This window comes from Pseudomonas promysalinigenes (assembly GCF_014269025.2).
Lineage (GTDB): Bacteria > Pseudomonadota > Gammaproteobacteria > Pseudomonadales > Pseudomonadaceae > Aquipseudomonas > Aquipseudomonas promysalinigenes.
In genome coordinates this window covers 4137781-4154015 of the sequence record NZ_CP077094.1, presented here as the reverse complement: position 1 = coordinate 4154015, position 16235 = coordinate 4137781, and the positions used below count along the sequence as shown (strand labels likewise).

The following is a 16235-nucleotide window of genomic DNA, read 5'->3' as shown; positions in this document are numbered from 1 at the left end:
GATGTTCGGTAAATTAACCCTGGAGGCGATACCCTTCCACGAGCCGATAGTCATGGTGACCCTTGCCATGATTGCGCTCGGGGGTATTGCTGTCGTTGGTGCTATCACCTATTTCCGCAAGTGGACCTACTTGTGGACCGAGTGGCTGACCACTGTCGACCACAAGAAAATCGGGGTGATGTACATCGTCGTCGCGATGGTCATGTTGCTGCGCGGCTTTGCCGACGCCATCATGATGCGTACCCAGTTGGCCGCCGCTACCGGTGGCTCCGAAGGCTACCTGCCGCCTGAACACTATGACCAGATCTTCACCGCTCACGGTGTGATCATGATCATCTTCATGGCGATGCCGTTCTTCACCGGCCTGATGAACCTTGCAGTTCCGCTGCAAATCGGTGCACGTGACGTTGCCTTCCCGTTCCTCAACTCCCTGAGCTTCTACCTGCTGCTGGCAGGCGTGCTGCTGGTCAACATCTCGCTGGGCGTTGGTGAATTCGCCAAGACCGGCTGGGTTGCCTATCCGCCGCTTGCGGGTATTCAGTACAGCCCTGGGGTGGGTGTCGACTACTACATCTGGGCGCTACAGCTATCAGGTTTGGGTACGACACTGACCGGCGTGAACTTCCTCGTCACCGTGATGAAGATGCGCGCACCTGGCATGAAGCTGATGGACATGCCGATCTTCACCTGGACCTGCACCTGGGCCAACGTGCTGATCGTGGCTTCGTTCCCGATTCTGACCGCTGCACTGGCACTGCTGACTGTTGACCGTTATCTGGACTTCCACATTTTCACCAACGAGCTTGGTGGGAACCCGATGATGTACGTCAACCTGTTCTGGGCCTGGGGTCACCCTGAGGTTTACATCCTGATCCTGCCGGCCTTCGGCGTGTTCTCGGAAGTGACTTCGACCTTCTCTGGCAAGCGTCTGTTCGGCCACCACTCGATGATCTACGCATCGGGCGCCATTGCCGTTCTGGGCTTTGCTGTATGGCTGCACCACTTCTTCACCATGGGTGCCGGCGCCAGCGTCAACACCTTCTTCGGCCTGGCGACGATGCTGATCTCCATTCCGACCGGTGTGAAGCTGTTCAACTGGCTGTTCACCATGTACCAGGGCCGTGTGCGCTTCACCGCACCGATGCTGTGGACCCTGGGCTTCATGATCACCTTCTCGATCGGTGGTATGACCGGCGTTCTGCTGGCTGTTCCGGGTGCTGACTTCGTGCTGCACAACAGCCTGTTCGTGATCGCTCACTTCCACAACGTGATCATCGGTGGTGCGGTATTCGGCTACATCGCCGGCTTCGCCTACTGGTGGCCAAAAGCGTTCGGCTTCAAGCTGAACGAGAAGTGGGGCAAAGCTGCCTTCTGGTTCTGGATCTCCGGCTTCTACGTAGCGTTCATGCCGCTGTACGCCCTGGGCTTCATGGGCATGACCCGTCGTCTGAACCACTCCGACAACCCACTGTGGGAACCCTACCTGTACGTAGCCGTTGCCGGCGCCGTACTGATCCTGTTCGGTATCGCCTGCCAGCTGATCCAGATCGTCGTTTCGATCCGCGATCGCGAGCAGAACCTGGACGTGACCGGCGACCCATGGGGCGGCCGTACTCTGGAGTGGTCGACTTCCTCGCCACCTCCGTTCTACAACTTCGCCCACATGCCTGAGAAAGTTGGCCTGGACTGCTGGAACGAAGCCAAGGAAGCCGGTGTTGCCTACAAGGTGCCTGGCAAGTACGAAGCGATCCACATGCCGAACAACACCGCTACCGGTCTGTTCATGGGTATGTTCCTGACTGTCTTCGGTTTCGCTTTCATCTGGCACATCTGGTGGCTGGTGGGCGCAAGCCTGTTGGCAACCATCGCAGTCTTCGTTCGCCACGCTGCGCGTGACGACCAAGGCTACATGGTTCCGGCCGAAGAAGTGGCGCGCATCGAAGGCGAGCGTCTGAAAGCGCTGGCCCACGCAGGTGCTCTGCCTGCCGGCGCACGTGTCGAATCGTTTGAACGGGTGTAATCAATGTCCAGTCAAGTAATCCACGGTGGCGCGCATGGTCATGACCATGCTCACGATGACCACCACCACGACTCGGGCCAGATGACCGTCCTCGGTTTCTGGCTGTACCTGATGACCGACTGCATCCTGTTTGCGTCGCTCTTCGCCACCTACGCGGTGCTGTCCGGCAGTTTTGCCGGCGGCCCGTCGGGTCATGACATCTTCCAGCTCGACTTCGTAGCGGTTGAAACGCTGTTCCTGCTGCTGTCCTCGATCACCTTCGGCTTCGCCATGCTGAAGATGTTCGATGGCAAGAAAGCGGGCGTACTGGGCTGGTTGGCAGTGACCTTCCTGTTCGGTGCAGGCTTCATCGCGATGGAAATCTATGAATTCCATCACCTGATCGGCGAGGGCTTCGGCCCAACCCGCAGTGGCTTCCTGTCGGGCTTCTTCGCCCTGGTAGGTACCCACGGTCTGCACGTGACCGCCGGCCTGATCTGGATGGCAATCATGATGTACCAGATCAACAAGCACGGCATCACGCCGACCGCCAAGACCCGCATGAGCTGCCTGAGCCTGTTCTGGCACTTCCTGGACGTGGTCTGGATCTGCGTATTCACCGTCGTCTACCTGCTGGGGGTTCTGTAATGGCTAACGCACACGACACTCATCACGAAGGTAACCACGGCAGCGTCAAGTCGTACATGATCGGCTTCATCCTGTCGATCATCCTGACCGCGATTCCGTTTGGCCTGGCCATGTCGCCAAGCCTGCCGAAGAACCTGACCGTTCTGATCATCGTGGCCATGGCCGTGATTCAGGTAGTGGTACACCTGGTGTACTTCCTGCACATGGACCGCTCGAAAGAGCAGCGCTCCAATGTGTCGACGTTCCTGTTCACCACCCTGGTAATCGCTCTGCTGGTCGGCCTGTCGCTGTGGATCATGTTCAGCATCCACTTCGAAATGATGGCCAAGTGAGGTAAGACTGCATGTCCGTTAAGCACTTTATCCAAATCACCAAACCGGGGATCATTTTCGGTAACGTGCTTTCCGTGGCAGGCGGTTTCTTCCTTGCCTCGAAGGGCCATGTGGATTTCGCTCTGTTCCTGGCGGTGGTGATCGGTACTTCGTTGGTGGTGGCGTCCGGATGCGTGTTCAACAACTGCATCGACCGTGACATCGACCACAAGATGGAGCGCACCAAGAACCGCGTCATGGTGCAGGGCGGCATGTCGCTGCCCATCGCGCTGGCCTATGCCACCCTTCTTGGGGTGGCCGGCTTCAGCTTGCTGTATGTTCAGGCCAACCCGCTGGCGGCGTTCTGCGCAGCGGTAGGCTTCGTGGTCTACGTCGGTTTCTACAGCCTCTGGCTCAAGCGTAAATCGGTGCACGGCACCTTGGTCGGCAGCCTGTCCGGTGCCATGCCTCCGGTGATCGGCTACTGCGCCGTGAGCAACAGCTTCGACCTGGCTGCGGTGACCCTGCTGGTGATGTTCAGCCTGTGGCAGATGCCGCACAGCTTTGCCATTGCCATCTTCCGCTTCAAGGATTACAGCGCTGCCAACATTCCGGTACTGCCGGTGGCGCGCGGTATTCTTGCGGCGAAGAAGCAGATCGTGCTGTACGTGCTGGCCTTCCTGCTCGCGACCTTGATGCTCACCCTTGGCGGGTATGCCGGCCTCGGCTACCTGGCCGTGGCGGCCGCCATGGGCCTTTACTGGCTGTACATGGCCTGGGGCGGCTACAAAGCTGAAGACGACAGCAAGTGGGCGCGCAAGGTGTTCGGCTTCTCCATCCTGACCGTCACTGCCCTAAGCGTGATGATGTCGGTGGACAGCCAAACTGCTGCTGATGTGCTGATGACCTACGCACGCTGATCGAGGCGAGTGCTTCACCCAAAACCCGGCCATAGTGCCGGGTTTTTTATGCCTGGGATTTGGGTGTTGGCCCCTGTTAGGGTAAGAAACTTATATCTTTGAATTTCAAAAAAATAATCTAAAAAAATTTATAAAAACAAGAAATTGTCCTTTACATGGATCCTGTTTCGGCACTATCTTCTGATTCAGGCCGCCGCAGCGGCCAGCGTCGCTCGGACGGTTCCGGGCGCTTACGTCAGTTGAGGAAACCATGTCCAATCCTGGTTCGCCGCGCCGTTTCGCGCGCATCGATCGTCTTCCGCCCTACGTCTTCAACATCACTGCCGAACTCAAGATGGCTGCCCGCCGCCGTGGCGAAGACATCATCGACCTCAGCATGGGCAACCCCGATGGGGCGACACCCGCGCACATCGTCGAAAAGCTGGTGCAGGTCGCTCAGCGCGATGACACCCATGGTTATTCCACCTCTCGCGGCATTCCTCGCCTGCGCCGCGCCATCTCCAACTGGTACAAGGCGCGCTACGAGGTCGACATCGACCCGGAAAGCGAAGCCATCGTCACCATCGGCTCGAAAGAGGGCCTGGCGCACCTGATGCTCGGCACCCTCGATCACGGTGATACCGTACTGGTGCCCAACCCAAGCTATCCGATCCACATCTACGGCGCGGTGATCGCCGGCGCCCAGGTGCGTTCCGTGCCGCTGGTGCCAGGTGTGGACTTCTTCAACGAGCTGGAGCGGGCGATTCGCGAGTCGATCCCCAAGCCGAAGATGATGATTCTTGGCTTCCCGTCGAACCCCACGGCCCAATGCGTGGAGCTGGACTTCTTCGAGCGCGTGGTGGCCCTGGCCAAGCAATACGATGTACTGGTGGTGCACGATTTGGCTTATGCCGACATCGTCTACGACGGCTGGAAGGCGCCATCGATCATGCAGGTGCCGGGTGCCAAGGACATTGCGGTGGAGTTCTTCACCCTGTCCAAGAGCTACAACATGGCCGGCTGGCGCATCGGTTTCATGGTCGGTAACCCCGAGCTGGTCAGCGCCCTGGCGCGGATCAAGAGCTACCACGACTACGGCACCTTCACCCCGCTACAGGTGGCGGCCATTGCCGCGTTGGAGGGGGACCAGCAATGTGTGCGCGACATCGCCGAGCAGTACCGTCAGCGCCGCAATCTGCTGGTCAAGGGCCTGCATGAGCTGGGCTGGATGGTCGACAACCCGAAGGCGTCGATGTACGTGTGGGCCAAGATCCCGGAGCACTATGCACACTTGGGTTCTCTGGAGTTCGCCAAGAAGCTGCTGGCCGAAGCCAAGGTCTGCGTGTCGCCGGGTATCGGTTTTGGTGACTATGGCGACGACCACGTGCGCTTTGCCCTGATCGAGAACCAAGATCGCATTCGCCAGGCCATTCGCGGGATTCGCCAGATGTTCCGGGCCGATGGGCTGACCCAGAAGTAACGCCCCGCCCACGCCCGCTTCGGCGGGCGCGGACGGGCGGATCAATGGCAAACTATTTTTGCATCACCCCTCTTCTCAGCCGACCTGGCTTAGATTACAAATGGCGCGCGGGCTGAGCCCCGATAACAACAACCTTCCCTCCGTGCCATCATGTCCGAATATAACCCTTGCCTTGACTGCGGCGCCTGCTGCGGGTACTTCCGTGTGTCCTTCTTCTGGGGCGAATGCCAGTCTGCCGGCGGTGTCGTGCCCGATGACTTGGTGGTGCAGATCAATCCCTCCCGTGTTGCCATGATCGGCACCGACGCCAAGCCATGCCGCTGTGTCAGCCTACAGGGCGAAATCGGTACCCAGGTGGCGTGCACCATTTACGCCAACCGCTCCAGCCCGTGCCGCGAGTTCCAAGCATCGTGGGAGGGTGGCTTGCATAACCCTAGTTGCGATGATGCGCGGGCCGCTTACGGGTTGCCGCCACTGACACCACCTGGGGCCAACGAGCCGCACTGGCCGGATGAAGGCGCGGAGGTGGCCTGAGCATCTTCCCAACTGCCGCGCCTGAGGGTGTTGGCCGATAGGGTGCTGCGCAGTCAAGGTCGGGCGCCGCTAGCGCGGCGTTCGATGGCCGCCTTGCCCTAAAGCCAAGACATACACCCCCAGCCCCACATGACGTTAAACTGTCATCTCCCCAGCAATGGACAGGAGATCCGGTGTGACCCCACCCCGCAGCTTCCCCAGTGACCTCTGCCTTGACAGCCCGCGCCTGCAATTGCGGCCGATGCGCCATGCCGATGCGGCGCAATGGCTGAAAATCATGGCCGACCCAGAGGTCATGCGCTACTGGCACCACGCCCCCTGGCAAGATTTGGCCGAAGCTGAAAGTGCCCTGGCGGCAGACCGCGAGGCCTATGCCAATGGCGAGCAACTCAAGCTGGGCATGTACCGTCGCGATACCGGCGAACTGATCGGCATGGTCCAACTGTTCAACATCGACGATGGCTCGCGCCGAGGCGAAATCGGCTATTGCCTTGCCAGCGCAGTGCAGGGCAGAGGCTACATGGACGAGGCATTGACCTGCTTCATCGACTACATCGCCCACACCCTGCACATGCGCCGCCTCGAGGGCGAGATCGACCCGCGCAATCAAGGCTCGGCCCGCACCCTGGAACGCCAGGGTTTCGTGCTGGAAGGGACGCTGCGGGCACGCTGGTGCGTGAACGGCGAGCTTACCGACTCGGGAATCTATGGCCTGCTGCTCGAACCGCCGGTCGCATGAACATATCCCGCTTGCCTGGGTGGTACTTGACGCTGAGCCTGGCCCTGTACCTGCTGAGCCTGGCCTTCGACGGGGCCCAGATGAGCGCAGGCCGGCACATGCCTGCCCTGCAGATGTTCCTGTATGGCCCTTGGGGCGTACCTTTTGGCATGTTTCAGTGGTTTGCCAACCCGCTGTTCGGGTTGGCCATTCTCTGCCATCGGCGCCTGCGCAGGCTGGCTTTGCTATTGGGGTTGGCGGCGCTGTACCTGGCGGCCAGCAGCTTTGCCATTGAGCGTCTGCCGGATAACATCAGCTATGCATTTTCCGAGCGCATCGGTTTCGGCGCCGGTTTCTACCTTTGGTTGGCAGCTATGGTGGTGTTCAGTGCAGGCCAGGCCTGGCAGTGCGCAGTGGCGCGCAGCCGCAACGAGGTACCGGCCTGGAACTGGTTGGATGTCACCCTGATCGCGGCGCTGGCCGTGGCCGCTTATGCGGCGACGCAGATGCCTTCTTTGCAATTCGAGCCGGGCAAGGTGCTGATGCCGCCAGAGCCTGTGCAAACCCTATGAAAGGATTTGCCATGAACCCACGCTATCTGCTGCTACTGGCCTTTTTTGCACCCGTGGCCCTGGGCGATGAAAATACACCGGCCTACAGCCAGTGCATGGACAACGCCTCCAGTACAGTGGCCATGAGCCGTTGCATCCAGGCCCAGACCCAGCTTCAGGATCAGCGACTGAACCGGGTATACAAACAACTCGCCAGCAAGCTTGAAAGCGGCCCGCAGAAGCAGCTGCGCGATGTCCAGCGCCAGTGGATCGCTTTTCGTGACAGCAACTGTGCCTTCCATGTGCAAGCCAGTGGCGGCACGCTTGCGCAACTGGAGGGCGGCATGTGCGTGCTGAACATGACCCGCGAGCGCGCCGCAGAGCTCGAAAGGGTGCTCAGCCCCGGGCAATGAGCCGTGCGGCGCGGGCCTTGAGGTACTCGCGCACTTCACCGGCCGCCCCGGCAAACTCGATCCGCTCGGCCTTGGCCTCACGTTGGTAGGCATACATCGGGTCGTAGTATTCCTTGAGCAAGCCTTCGATCCAGCCACGGTGCAAGTCCACTGCGCCGCTGCGCAATTGCTCATCCAGCGCTTGATGCAGCATCGTGGATAAACGCTGAAAGCGCTCACCGCCCAGGCGCTTGTGGATATTGGCCATGCTCTGTTGCATGCGTTGGGCATACAAGTGGCGGCCTTGATCCTGCCCGTGCACGTCGACGAATTCGGCGCACAGGTTGACCACGTAATCGCGAAGGATACGCTGCACTCGCTGTTCGAAGCTGTCCTCAAGCCACACCAGAGGGTAGTGCTGCATGCCCAGGTAGAGCGCCAGCGGTACCGTGCAGCTGCCCACGATGCGGCCTTCGTCTTCGAGCACGAACTGTTCGATACCCCGCGCGCGTTTTTTCAGCACATCGATGGCGAGTTTGTTCTCGAAGTCGATCTGCGCCGGCTGCGCGGTGGCGCGTTTGCCAAAGCTGGAGCCGCGATGGTTGGCGTGGCCTTCAAGGTCGAGAACGTTGTCGAGCTGCTGCAGCACGTCGGTCTTGCCGGTGCCGGTAAGGCCGCCGACGAGTACGAAATCGCATTGCTCTACGGCCTGATCGGTGGTTTGCAGCAAAAAGCTGCGCATCGCCTTGTAGCCACCCTTGATGCGCGGGTAGTCGATGCCCGCTTCTTCGCGCAGCCATTGCTGCACGATCAGCGAGCGCAGGCCACCGCGGGCGCAGTACAGGTAGCCATCAGGGTGGGCCTTGGCGAAGCTGGCCCAGGCATGCAGCCGCTCGCGTTTGGTCGCGCCGCTGACCAGCTGATGGCCAAGGGTGATGGCTGCGGCCTGGCCCTGTTGTTTGTAGCAGGTGCCGACCTTCTGCCGTTCCTGGTCGGTCATCAGTGGCAAGTTGACGGTGCCGGGGAAGGCGCCTTTGGCGAATTCGATCGGCGCGCGCATGTCCATCATCGGTGCGTCGTCGAGAAACAGTTGGCGAAAGTCGTTGCAGTCGTGGCGCATCAATTCACCTCGACCGCGTGGCTCTGTCGTTCGACCAGCAGGCCGATCGGTGCCAAATCCAGGCCCAGCTCGTGGGCCACTGCCAAAAATTGCGCCTCGCCTTCTGGGGCGACGGCAACCAGCAGGCCACCGCTGGTTTGCGGATCGCACAGCAGGTGCTTCTGCGCGTCGCTCAGTGCGCCAAGCTTGTGCCCGTAGCTGTCGAAGTTGCGCAGGGTGCCGCCAGGGATGCAGCCCTCGGCCAGGTAATGGTCGACACTCGGCAGGCGAGGCACGGCAGCGTAGTCCAGCTGAGCGGTCAGGCCGCTGCCCTCGGCCAGTTCGACCAAGTGCCCGAGCAGGCCGAAGCCGGTCACATCGGTCATTGCCTTGACTGCTTCGAGTTTGCCGAAGCGGCTGCCTGGCGTGTTGAGCGTACACATCCAATCGCGGGCCAGGCCTTGGTCCTGCGCACGCAGCTTGGCCTTTTTCTCGGCGGTGGTGAGGATGCCGATGCCCAGTGGTTTGGTCAGGTAAAGGCGGCAGCCGGCGGTGGCGGTGTCGTTGCGCTTGAGGTGGCGCCTGCTCACCACGCCCGTCACGGCCAGGCCGAAGATCGGTTCAGGGGCGTCGATGGAATGGCCACCGGCCAATGGGATGCCAGCCTCGGCGCACACGGCGCGGCCGCCACGGATGACTTCGCGTGCAACTTCGGGCGGCAGTACGTTGACCGGCCAGCCGAGGATGGCGATGGCCATCAGCGGGTCACCGCCCATGGCGTAGATATCGCTAATGGCATTGGTGGCGGCAATGCGGCCGAAATCGTAAGGGTCATCGACGATTGGCATGAAGAAGTCGGTGGTCGATACCACCCCGCGCTCCTCGTCCAGGGCATAGACGGCGGCGTCGTCACGTGAGGCGTTACCGACCCACAGCTTCGGGTCCAGTGCCTGGACGCCGCTTTCGGCGAGGATCACATCCAGCACCTTGGGGGAAATCTTGCAGCCGCAGCCAGCGCCATGGCTGTACTGGGTCAGGCGAATTGGCTCGCTCACGTGTACCTCGAAAAGGGCAGTTTAGTGCGCCGATTGTAGCAAAGCTGGCCTTTACGACCGTGGCTCTTATACTTGCCACGGTCGGCGCGGATGCCGGCCTTTGTCAGCAACCGTCCTGGAGAACTCTCATGCTCAAACGCCCCCTGGCGCTCGCCGCCGGCTTCGTGTTGTCCTGCTGCGCCGTAGCCGCCCAGGCCGCCGACACCCTGCGGGTCAGCGCCATCCCCGACGAGGCGCCGACCGAGCTGCTGCGCAAGTTCAAGCCGTTGGGCGAGTATCTGTCCAAGCAACTGGGCATGGACGTGAAGTTCGTACCGGTGGCCGACTACCCGGCAGTGGTCGAGTCACTGGCCAGCGACCGCCTGGACATGGCCTGGCTGGGCGGCTTCACATTCGTCCAGGTCCACCTGAAAGACCCGACCGCCACACCGCTGGTACAGCGTGAGCAGGACGCGCAGTTCACGTCCAAGTTCATCACCGCTAACCCGGACGTCAAAAGCCTGGCCGACCTCAAAGGCAAGTCGTTCGCCTTCGGCTCGATCTCTTCCACCTCGGGCAGCCTGATGCCGCGTTACTTCATGCTCAAGCAGGACAACATCAAGCCTGAGAACTATTTCAGCCGTGTGGCCTATTCCGGTGCCCATGACGCCACCGTTGCCTGGGTGCAGGCTGGCAAGGTCGATGGCGGGGTGCTCAATGCCAGCGTGTGGCAAAAGCTGGTCGATGCCGGCAAGGTCGATACCAGCAAGGTCAAGGTCTTCGCTACCACGCCGACCTACTATGACTACAACTGGACCGTGCGCGGCAACATGGACCCTGCGCTGAAAGCGAAGATCAAACAGGCGTTTCTCGACCTTGACCCTGCCAAGCCGGAGGACAAAGCCATTCTCGACTTGCAGGCAGCCAGCCGCTTCATCGAAACCAACCCTGACAACTATGCGGGCACCGAGCAAGCTGCACGTGAGGCCGGCCTGCTCAAGTGACTATTCATGTGCAGGGCGCCAGCCTGCGCCATGGCCAGGTGCGCGCGCTTGATGGGGTCGATTTGCGAATCGCCAAGGGCGAGCGGGTGGCGATAATCGGGCCTTCGGGCGCTGGCAAGTCCAGCCTGCTGCACCTGATGGCCACCGCTGTGCAGCCCACTGGCGGGCACCTGGAACTGTTCGGTGAACAGCCCTGGGCGATGCCTGCCAGGGCTCGCCAGCGCCTGCGCGGGCGTATTGGCTTGGTGCATCAGGCGCCGCCGCTGCCACCGCGCCAACGTGTGGTGACCGCCGTGCTGGCGGGGCGCCTGGGGCAATGGGGGCTGCTGCGTGGCTTGTTCAATCTGATATACCCCACGGATCTGCCGGGTGCCCGTCAAGCGCTGGCCGAGCTGGGCCTGGCCGACAAATTGTTTGTGCAGTGCGGGCAGTTGTCCGGGGGCCAGTTGCAGCGAGTGGGCATTGCCCGAGCGTTATACCAGCGCCCGCAGCTGCTGTTGACCGACGAGCCGGTCTCGGCCATGGACCCGGTACTGGCTGACCACAGCCTGGCCTTGCTCAACCGCCACGCCCTGGCCAATGACGTGACCCTGGTGGCCAGCCTGCATTCGGTGGACTTGGCGTTGGCGCATTTTCCGCGGGTAATCGGTATTCGTGAGGGGCAGGTCGCGTTCGATTGCCCGGCCGAGGCAGTCACCCAGCAGTTGCTGGATGCGCTCTACGCCAACGAGCAGCTGGGCTCACCCGTACAACCCCAAGAACCGGCGCTGACGGTGCAGATTCCGCGATGCTGAGCGCCGATACTCGCGACCCGGCTGCATTACCCCGGTTGCTGGTGACCCTGCTGGTGTTGGCCGTGCTTTGGCCTGGCCTGCAACTGAGCGAGATCAACCCAGGGGTGTTGCTGCAGGCAGAAAACCGTCAGCAAATCGCCAGTTTCACCCGCGCTTTCTGGCCCCCGGCGCACAGTGCTGATTTTCTCGAGTTGCTATACCAGTCCACCTTGCAGACCCTTGCCGTGGCGACTGCCGGCATGGCCTTGGCCTTGCTGCTGGCAGTTCCCTGCAGCCTGCTGGCCAGCCGTGCGCTATCGCTGCGCGCTGCGTCACGCGGGGGCCGTGCGGGGCTGTGGTCGCGGCTGGTGCGCCTGCCTGTGCGCAGCTTGCTGATTTTTCTGCGCAGCGTGCCGGAGATCGTCTGGGCGTTGCTGTTCGTGCGGGCCGTGGGCCTTGGGCCTACGGCGGGGGTATTGGCGATCGCCATTACTTACAGCGGCATGTTGGGCAAAGTCTATGCAGAGATCTTCGAGTCGGTGGACCAGCGCCCGGCCCATGCTTTGCTACAGGGCGGCAGTGGTCGGTTGGCGGCGTTCTGTTACGGTATCTTGCCCAACGCCTCGGCAGAGGTGGTGTCCTATACCGTGTACCGCTGGGAGTGCGCCGTCCGCGCATCGGTGGTGATGGGCTTTGTCGGTGCAGGTGGCCTGGGGCAGCAGATCGACCTGTCGATGCGCATGTTCGCAGGCGGTGAGGTGGCGAGTATGTTGCTGGCGTTCCTCGGCCTGGTGCTGCTGGCGGACCTGCTCAGTCGTTTCCTGCGTGGGCGGCTGGCATGAGCCGGGTCGTGAATCTATTGGTGCTCGCCGCGATTGTGGCGGCAGTGGCAGCGTCGTTCGGCTACCTGGACCTGGACCTGCATGCGTTGGTCGGCGATGGCGGGCTCGGGCAGATGGGCGCATACGCTGCGCGCTTTATGCATCCGGATTTTTCCGGCGAGCACCTGCGGGCAGTCGGGCGTGGTGCGCTGGAAACCCTGGCCATGTCGGGGATGGGCACCTTGCTGGCGATGCTGCTGGGCCTGTTGCTGGCCCTGCCGGCAGCGGGCCGTTTCGGCTGGCCGCTGCAATCCGTTGCGCGGCTGCTGCTCAATGCGCTGCGGGCGATTCCCGAACTGGTATGGGCGGCCTTGACGGTGCTGGCGGCGGGGCTAGGGCCCAACGCTGGCACCTTGGCTTTGGCGCTCCACACTACAGGGGTGCTGGGGCGACTGTTCGCCGAGGCACTGGAGAACGCACCGGCGGCACCCGCTGCGGCCATTCGCCTGCAGGGTAGCGGGCAGGTAGCGGCGTTCTGCTTTGGCACGTTGCCCAATTTGTGGCCGCAGTTACTGGCATACAGCCTTTACCGCTGGGAAAACAACATTCGGATGGCCAGCGTTTTGGGCTTCGTCGGCGCTGGGGGGCTGGGGCAGATGCTCTACACCACCCTGAGCCTGTTCCAGGAAGCCCAGGCCAGCACGGTGATCATGGCCATGTTGCTGCTGGTGCTGCTGGTCGATGCCTTGAGTAATGTGCTACGCCAGCGCTACGTGCGGGCTTGAGCGGGCTCAAGTCATGAAACCAACTCGCCACACTGTGCTTCACGTTGCATCGACTCCAGGTTGCGCTCGATGGTCTCGCAGATGCTATCCATCTGGATCTGATGCTCGCTGGAGCGGAACGGGCTCTGCAGGTCGGTCCCGATTCGTTCGATGGCCAGCAGCATGAAGCCCACCACCGTCGATGCCAGCGGTGTGAACCAACCCAGTGACTCCACCAGCCCCACCGGTACGATCAAGCAGAACAGGGTGATGAACAACCGCGGAAAATACACGTAAGGGTACGGCAATGGGGTATTGGCGATGCGCTCCATGCCGCCCTGGGCGTTGGACAGGTCTACCAGTGTCGATTCAAGGCGCGCCAGACGGATGCTGTCGAGTCGGCCGGCCTGGTATTCCCGGGCCAGTAACCCTGCCGAGCCGCTGAGGATATCGTTGGCGAAATTGTTGGAGCGGTTGCGCCGTTCGAACTCACCCGGCGGGATGAATGCCATCAGCTCCTCTGGGCAGGCCTGCCCTTTGAGGTGTGAAGCCAGGCAGTTCACGTAGGCGATATGCCGACGCAGCAGCGTGGCTTTGACCGGGTTCGGGCTGCCGTCGGGGTCATCGATCAGCGTCAAGGTCTGGCGTGCGAAACTGCGCGAACTGTTCACCAGCGCACCCCACAACGTCCGCGCTTCCCACCAGCGGCTATAGGCACTGCTGTTGCGAAAGCTCACCAGCACCACCAGCGCCGAACCCAGCAAGGTCAGCGGGATCAGTGGCAGGGTGAACTTGCTGTCGAGAAACAGCATGAAGTCGATGGTAACCAACACGTCCCACACCAGTAGCCAGACCAGCGACCAGCCGATGTAGCCGAAGGTCTTGACGATCAAGCGGTATTTGCGGGCGATGACGTCTTTCACGGGGCTGTCTCGAAAAGCCAGAGATGCAGGATGTGACGTCATTCGATGCGGTTGGTTCTGGGGGCAGGGCGCCACGCTGTTACTGAACGTGTGGTTTCATCTGCCCCAACCCCCGTGGTGTATCAAGGCTTATTCGCCACCGCGACAAAGCCTTTGATGGCCGCAGGCGCGCCCTGGGGCTTGTTCCTGTGAGCCAGATACTGGAAACGGCGCCATTCCTTGTCGATTTCGCTGTAGGACATGAAAACGCTGATCCGTTGCTTGTCGGCAAGGTCTGGCCGAGTGCGGGCATCTATCTGGTCTTTGGCGATGTACGCCACATTCATCCCGACCACATTGCCGTCGTCGGCGAACACCGGCCCACCGGACATGCCTTTGGTGATCGGGCCATCATGCACCGAGTAGAAGACGCTGCCTGGCGTACCGCTCAGACGCACCAGCGAGGCGAGGGTATGGCCTTTGCCCTGTACCGGCATCATCAAACTGTTGAAGCCGACCGCCGTCACCGATTCGCCTGGGACGAACTGGCGCCATTGGGGCACTTTATTGGCCTTGTGCTTGAAGAACACCACATCGCCCAACCCTTCATGGACCACATCGCGTAGGAAAGGGGTGTGCTTGGCAGTGACGGCGTACTCTTCATTCCACTGGATGGCGGTCGCCATCAGCAGCATCGGCAGGGGGGCGCCAGAGGTAACGACAAAAGCCTGATCGTAGACAGGATCGGAAACGTAAGCGGTCGGCATTCCATTGCACCCACTAAGCAGCGTCATTGCTGCTAGCCAAGGTGCGGTTTTGTTCATGGGGCACGCAGTAGTGGTGGATAAAGGCGCGACTATGGCTAAGTGCCACTACTGAGGCAATACTTTTGGCATATAACCGACGAATGACAGCTTATGGCCATTATCGGAGACCTGGCCAATTGATTGCTTGGATGCGCGGCGTGGGCGAGGTCAGCAGGTTGGCGCCAAAAGTGGCACGGGTGGGACCGAACGGCAGGCGAAAAAAAACCGACCCGAGGGTCGGTTTTTTCCGGATTTTGGTGCCCCGAGGGAGACTCGAACTCCCACTCCTTTCGAAAACGGATTTTGAATCCGCCGCGTCTACCAATTCCGCCATCAGGGCGTGTGGCGCGCAGTATAGAGACATGCCTTTGGTCGGTCAATCGGCTTTCATGGTCTATTTTCACACATTGGGCTAAACTTCCCGGCCCTGTCGAACCCGAACATCATCATGCGCGTCGCCGATTTCTCCTTCGAACTCCCTGATTCCCTGATCGCCCGCCATCCTCTGGCCGAGCGCCATGGCAGCCGTTTGCTGGTCCTCGATGGGCCGAGCGGTACGCTGGCACACAAGCAATTCCCGGATCTGCTCGACTATCTGCAGCCTGGTGACCTGATGGTGTTCAACAACACCCGGGTGATCCCGGCGCGGCTATTTGGCCAGAAAGCCTCCGGCGGCAAGCTGGAAGTGCTGGTCGAGCGCGTGCTCGACAGCCACCGAGTGCTGGCCCATGTGCGTGCCAGCAAGGCGCCCAAAGAGGGCGCGGTGATTCTTGTCGACGGCGGAGGCGAGGCCGAGATGGTCGCCCGCCACGATACGTTGTTCGAACTGCGCTTTACCGAAGAGGTGTTGCCGCTGCTCGATCGGGTCGGTCACATGCCGCTGCCGCCCTACATCGACCGCCCGGACGAAGGCGCGGATCGTGAGCGTTACCAGACTGTCTACGCCGAACGCGCCGGGGCCGTCGCAGCGCCAACTGCCGGCCTGCACTTCGATCAGGCGCTGCTGGAAAAGATCGCCGCCAAGGGCGTGGAGCGCGCGTTCGTCACGCTGCACGTGGGCGCAGGCACCTTCCAGCCGGTGCGCGTCGACAAGATCGAAGACCACCATATGCATAAAGAATGGCTCGAAGTGAGCCAGGATGTGGTCGACGCCATCGAGGCCTGCCGCGCCCGTGGCGGCCGGGTGATCGCCGTCGGCACCACCAGCGTGCGTTCGCTGGAGAGCGCGGCGCGCGACGGCGTGCTCAAGGCGTTCAGCGGCGACACCGACATCTTCATCTACCCAGGCCGGCCCTTCCATGTGGTCGATTGCCTGGTCACCAACTTCCACCTGCCGGAGTCCACGCTGCTGATGCTGGTCTCGGCCTTCGCCGGTTACCCCGAGACCATGGCTGCCTACGCGGCAGCGGTGGACAACGGTTACCGCTTCTTCAGTTACGGTGATGCCATGTTCATCACCCGCAATCCGGCGCCACGCGGCCCAGAGGATCAAGCATGAGT

At 61.5% G+C, this 16235-nt stretch carries 18 protein-coding genes and 1 tRNA gene; 14 read left to right on the top strand and 5 right to left on the bottom strand.

The window, feature by feature from the left end; translation table 11 throughout:
* The first annotated feature begins 1 nt into the window (after window position 1).
* The 9 genes from cyoB (at window position 2) to HU725_RS18860 (ending at window position 7553) form a co-directional block, all read left to right on the top strand.
* On the top strand, window positions 2-2020 hold the full coding sequence (gene cyoB, locus HU725_RS18900) for a cytochrome o ubiquinol oxidase subunit I (RefSeq protein WP_186477644.1): 2019 nt from the start codon (window positions 2-4) through the stop codon (window positions 2018-2020).
* A 3-nt stretch (window positions 2021-2023) separates the two neighbouring features.
* On the top strand, window positions 2024-2647 hold the full coding sequence (cyoC, locus tag HU725_RS18895) for a cytochrome o ubiquinol oxidase subunit III (protein ID WP_027920308.1): 624 nt from the start codon (window positions 2024-2026) through the stop codon (window positions 2645-2647).
* Window positions 2647-2979, top strand: a complete 333-nt coding sequence (gene cyoD, locus HU725_RS18890) for a cytochrome o ubiquinol oxidase subunit IV (RefSeq protein ID WP_054887538.1) — start codon at window positions 2647-2649, stop codon at window positions 2977-2979. Before cyoC ends, cyoD begins: the two co-directional genes overlap by 1 nt.
* Before the next feature lie 11 nt (window positions 2980-2990).
* Window positions 2991-3878, top strand: a complete 888-nt coding sequence (gene cyoE, locus HU725_RS18885; RefSeq protein WP_060480569.1) for a heme o synthase — start codon at window positions 2991-2993, stop codon at window positions 3876-3878.
* A gap of 250 nt (window positions 3879-4128) precedes the next feature.
* A complete protein-coding gene (gene alaC / locus HU725_RS18880; RefSeq protein ID WP_186477645.1) occupies window positions 4129-5337 on the top strand; it encodes an alanine transaminase in 1209 nt (402 codons plus the stop codon).
* 150 nt (window positions 5338-5487) lie between these two features.
* Complete coding sequence (locus HU725_RS18875; RefSeq protein ID WP_060479394.1) at window positions 5488-5871, top strand: YkgJ family cysteine cluster protein; 384 nt, start codon at window positions 5488-5490, stop codon at window positions 5869-5871.
* A gap of 175 nt (window positions 5872-6046) precedes the next feature.
* A complete protein-coding gene (locus HU725_RS18870) occupies window positions 6047-6610 on the top strand; it encodes a GNAT family N-acetyltransferase (protein ID WP_060479395.1) in 564 nt (187 codons plus the stop codon).
* An 11-nt stretch (window positions 6611-6621) separates the two neighbouring features.
* The gene (locus tag HU725_RS18865) at window positions 6622-7161 is read left to right on the top strand and encodes a hypothetical protein (RefSeq protein WP_060479430.1); all 540 of its coding nucleotides are present in this window, start codon (window positions 6622-6624) and stop codon (window positions 7159-7161) included.
* An 11-nt stretch (window positions 7162-7172) separates the two neighbouring features.
* A complete protein-coding gene (locus HU725_RS18860) occupies window positions 7173-7553 on the top strand; it encodes a lysozyme inhibitor LprI family protein (RefSeq protein ID WP_186477646.1) in 381 nt (126 codons plus the stop codon).
* Here HU725_RS18860 and mnmH read toward each other — a convergent pair.
* Both mnmH and selD read right to left on the bottom strand, forming a co-directional pair.
* A complete protein-coding gene (gene mnmH, locus HU725_RS18855) occupies window positions 7537-8652 on the bottom strand; it encodes a tRNA 2-selenouridine(34) synthase MnmH (RefSeq protein ID WP_186477647.1) in 1116 nt (371 codons plus the stop codon). The genes HU725_RS18860 and mnmH overlap by 17 nt on opposite strands.
* The gene (selD, locus tag HU725_RS18850; RefSeq protein ID WP_186477648.1) at window positions 8652-9686 is read right to left on the bottom strand and encodes a selenide, water dikinase SelD; all 1035 of its coding nucleotides are present in this window, start codon (window positions 9684-9686) and stop codon (window positions 8652-8654) included. Before selD ends, mnmH begins: the two co-directional genes overlap by 1 nt.
* Window positions 9687-9814: 128 nt before the next feature.
* On the opposite strand from selD, the gene HU725_RS18845 reads away from it, so the two are divergent.
* The 4 genes from HU725_RS18845 to phnE are packed head-to-tail and all read left to right on the top strand — an operon-like array spanning window position 9815 to window position 13048.
* Window positions 9815-10669, top strand: a complete 855-nt coding sequence (locus tag HU725_RS18845) for a putative selenate ABC transporter substrate-binding protein (protein ID WP_060479399.1) — start codon at window positions 9815-9817, stop codon at window positions 10667-10669.
* Window positions 10666-11463: a phosphonate ABC transporter ATP-binding protein gene (locus tag HU725_RS18840; RefSeq protein ID WP_186477649.1), complete on the top strand. Its 798-nt coding sequence runs from the start codon at window positions 10666-10668 to the stop codon at window positions 11461-11463. Before HU725_RS18845 ends, HU725_RS18840 begins: the two co-directional genes overlap by 4 nt.
* On the top strand, window positions 11457-12284 hold the full coding sequence (locus tag HU725_RS18835) for a PhnE/PtxC family ABC transporter permease (RefSeq protein WP_060479401.1): 828 nt from the start codon (window positions 11457-11459) through the stop codon (window positions 12282-12284). The genes HU725_RS18840 and HU725_RS18835 overlap by 7 nt, the downstream gene beginning before the upstream one ends.
* Complete coding sequence (gene phnE, locus HU725_RS18830) at window positions 12281-13048, top strand: phosphonate ABC transporter, permease protein PhnE (protein ID WP_186477650.1); 768 nt, start codon at window positions 12281-12283, stop codon at window positions 13046-13048. Before HU725_RS18835 ends, phnE begins: the two co-directional genes overlap by 4 nt.
* 11 nt (window positions 13049-13059) lie before the next feature.
* Here phnE and HU725_RS18825 read toward each other — a convergent pair whose 3' ends face one another.
* The 3 genes from HU725_RS18825 to HU725_RS18815 form a co-directional block, all read right to left on the bottom strand.
* Window positions 13060-13950: a bestrophin family protein gene (locus HU725_RS18825; protein WP_186477651.1), complete on the bottom strand. Its 891-nt coding sequence runs from the start codon at window positions 13948-13950 to the stop codon at window positions 13060-13062.
* 122 nt (window positions 13951-14072) lie between these two features.
* Window positions 14073-14696 carry a trypsin-like peptidase domain-containing protein gene (locus tag HU725_RS18820; protein WP_225915498.1) on the bottom strand — a complete coding sequence of 208 codons (624 nt, stop codon included), beginning with the start codon at window positions 14694-14696 and terminating at the stop codon, window positions 14073-14075.
* 294 nt (window positions 14697-14990) lie between these two features.
* Window positions 14991-15075, bottom strand: a tRNA-Leu gene (locus HU725_RS18815).
* A gap of 108 nt (window positions 15076-15183) precedes the next feature.
* Here HU725_RS18815 and queA point away from each other — a divergent pair.
* Window positions 15184-16233 carry a tRNA preQ1(34) S-adenosylmethionine ribosyltransferase-isomerase QueA gene (queA, locus tag HU725_RS18810; protein ID WP_060479405.1) on the top strand — a complete coding sequence of 350 codons (1050 nt, stop codon included), beginning with the start codon at window positions 15184-15186 and terminating at the stop codon, window positions 16231-16233.
* Window positions 16234-16235 lie beyond the last annotated feature (2 nt).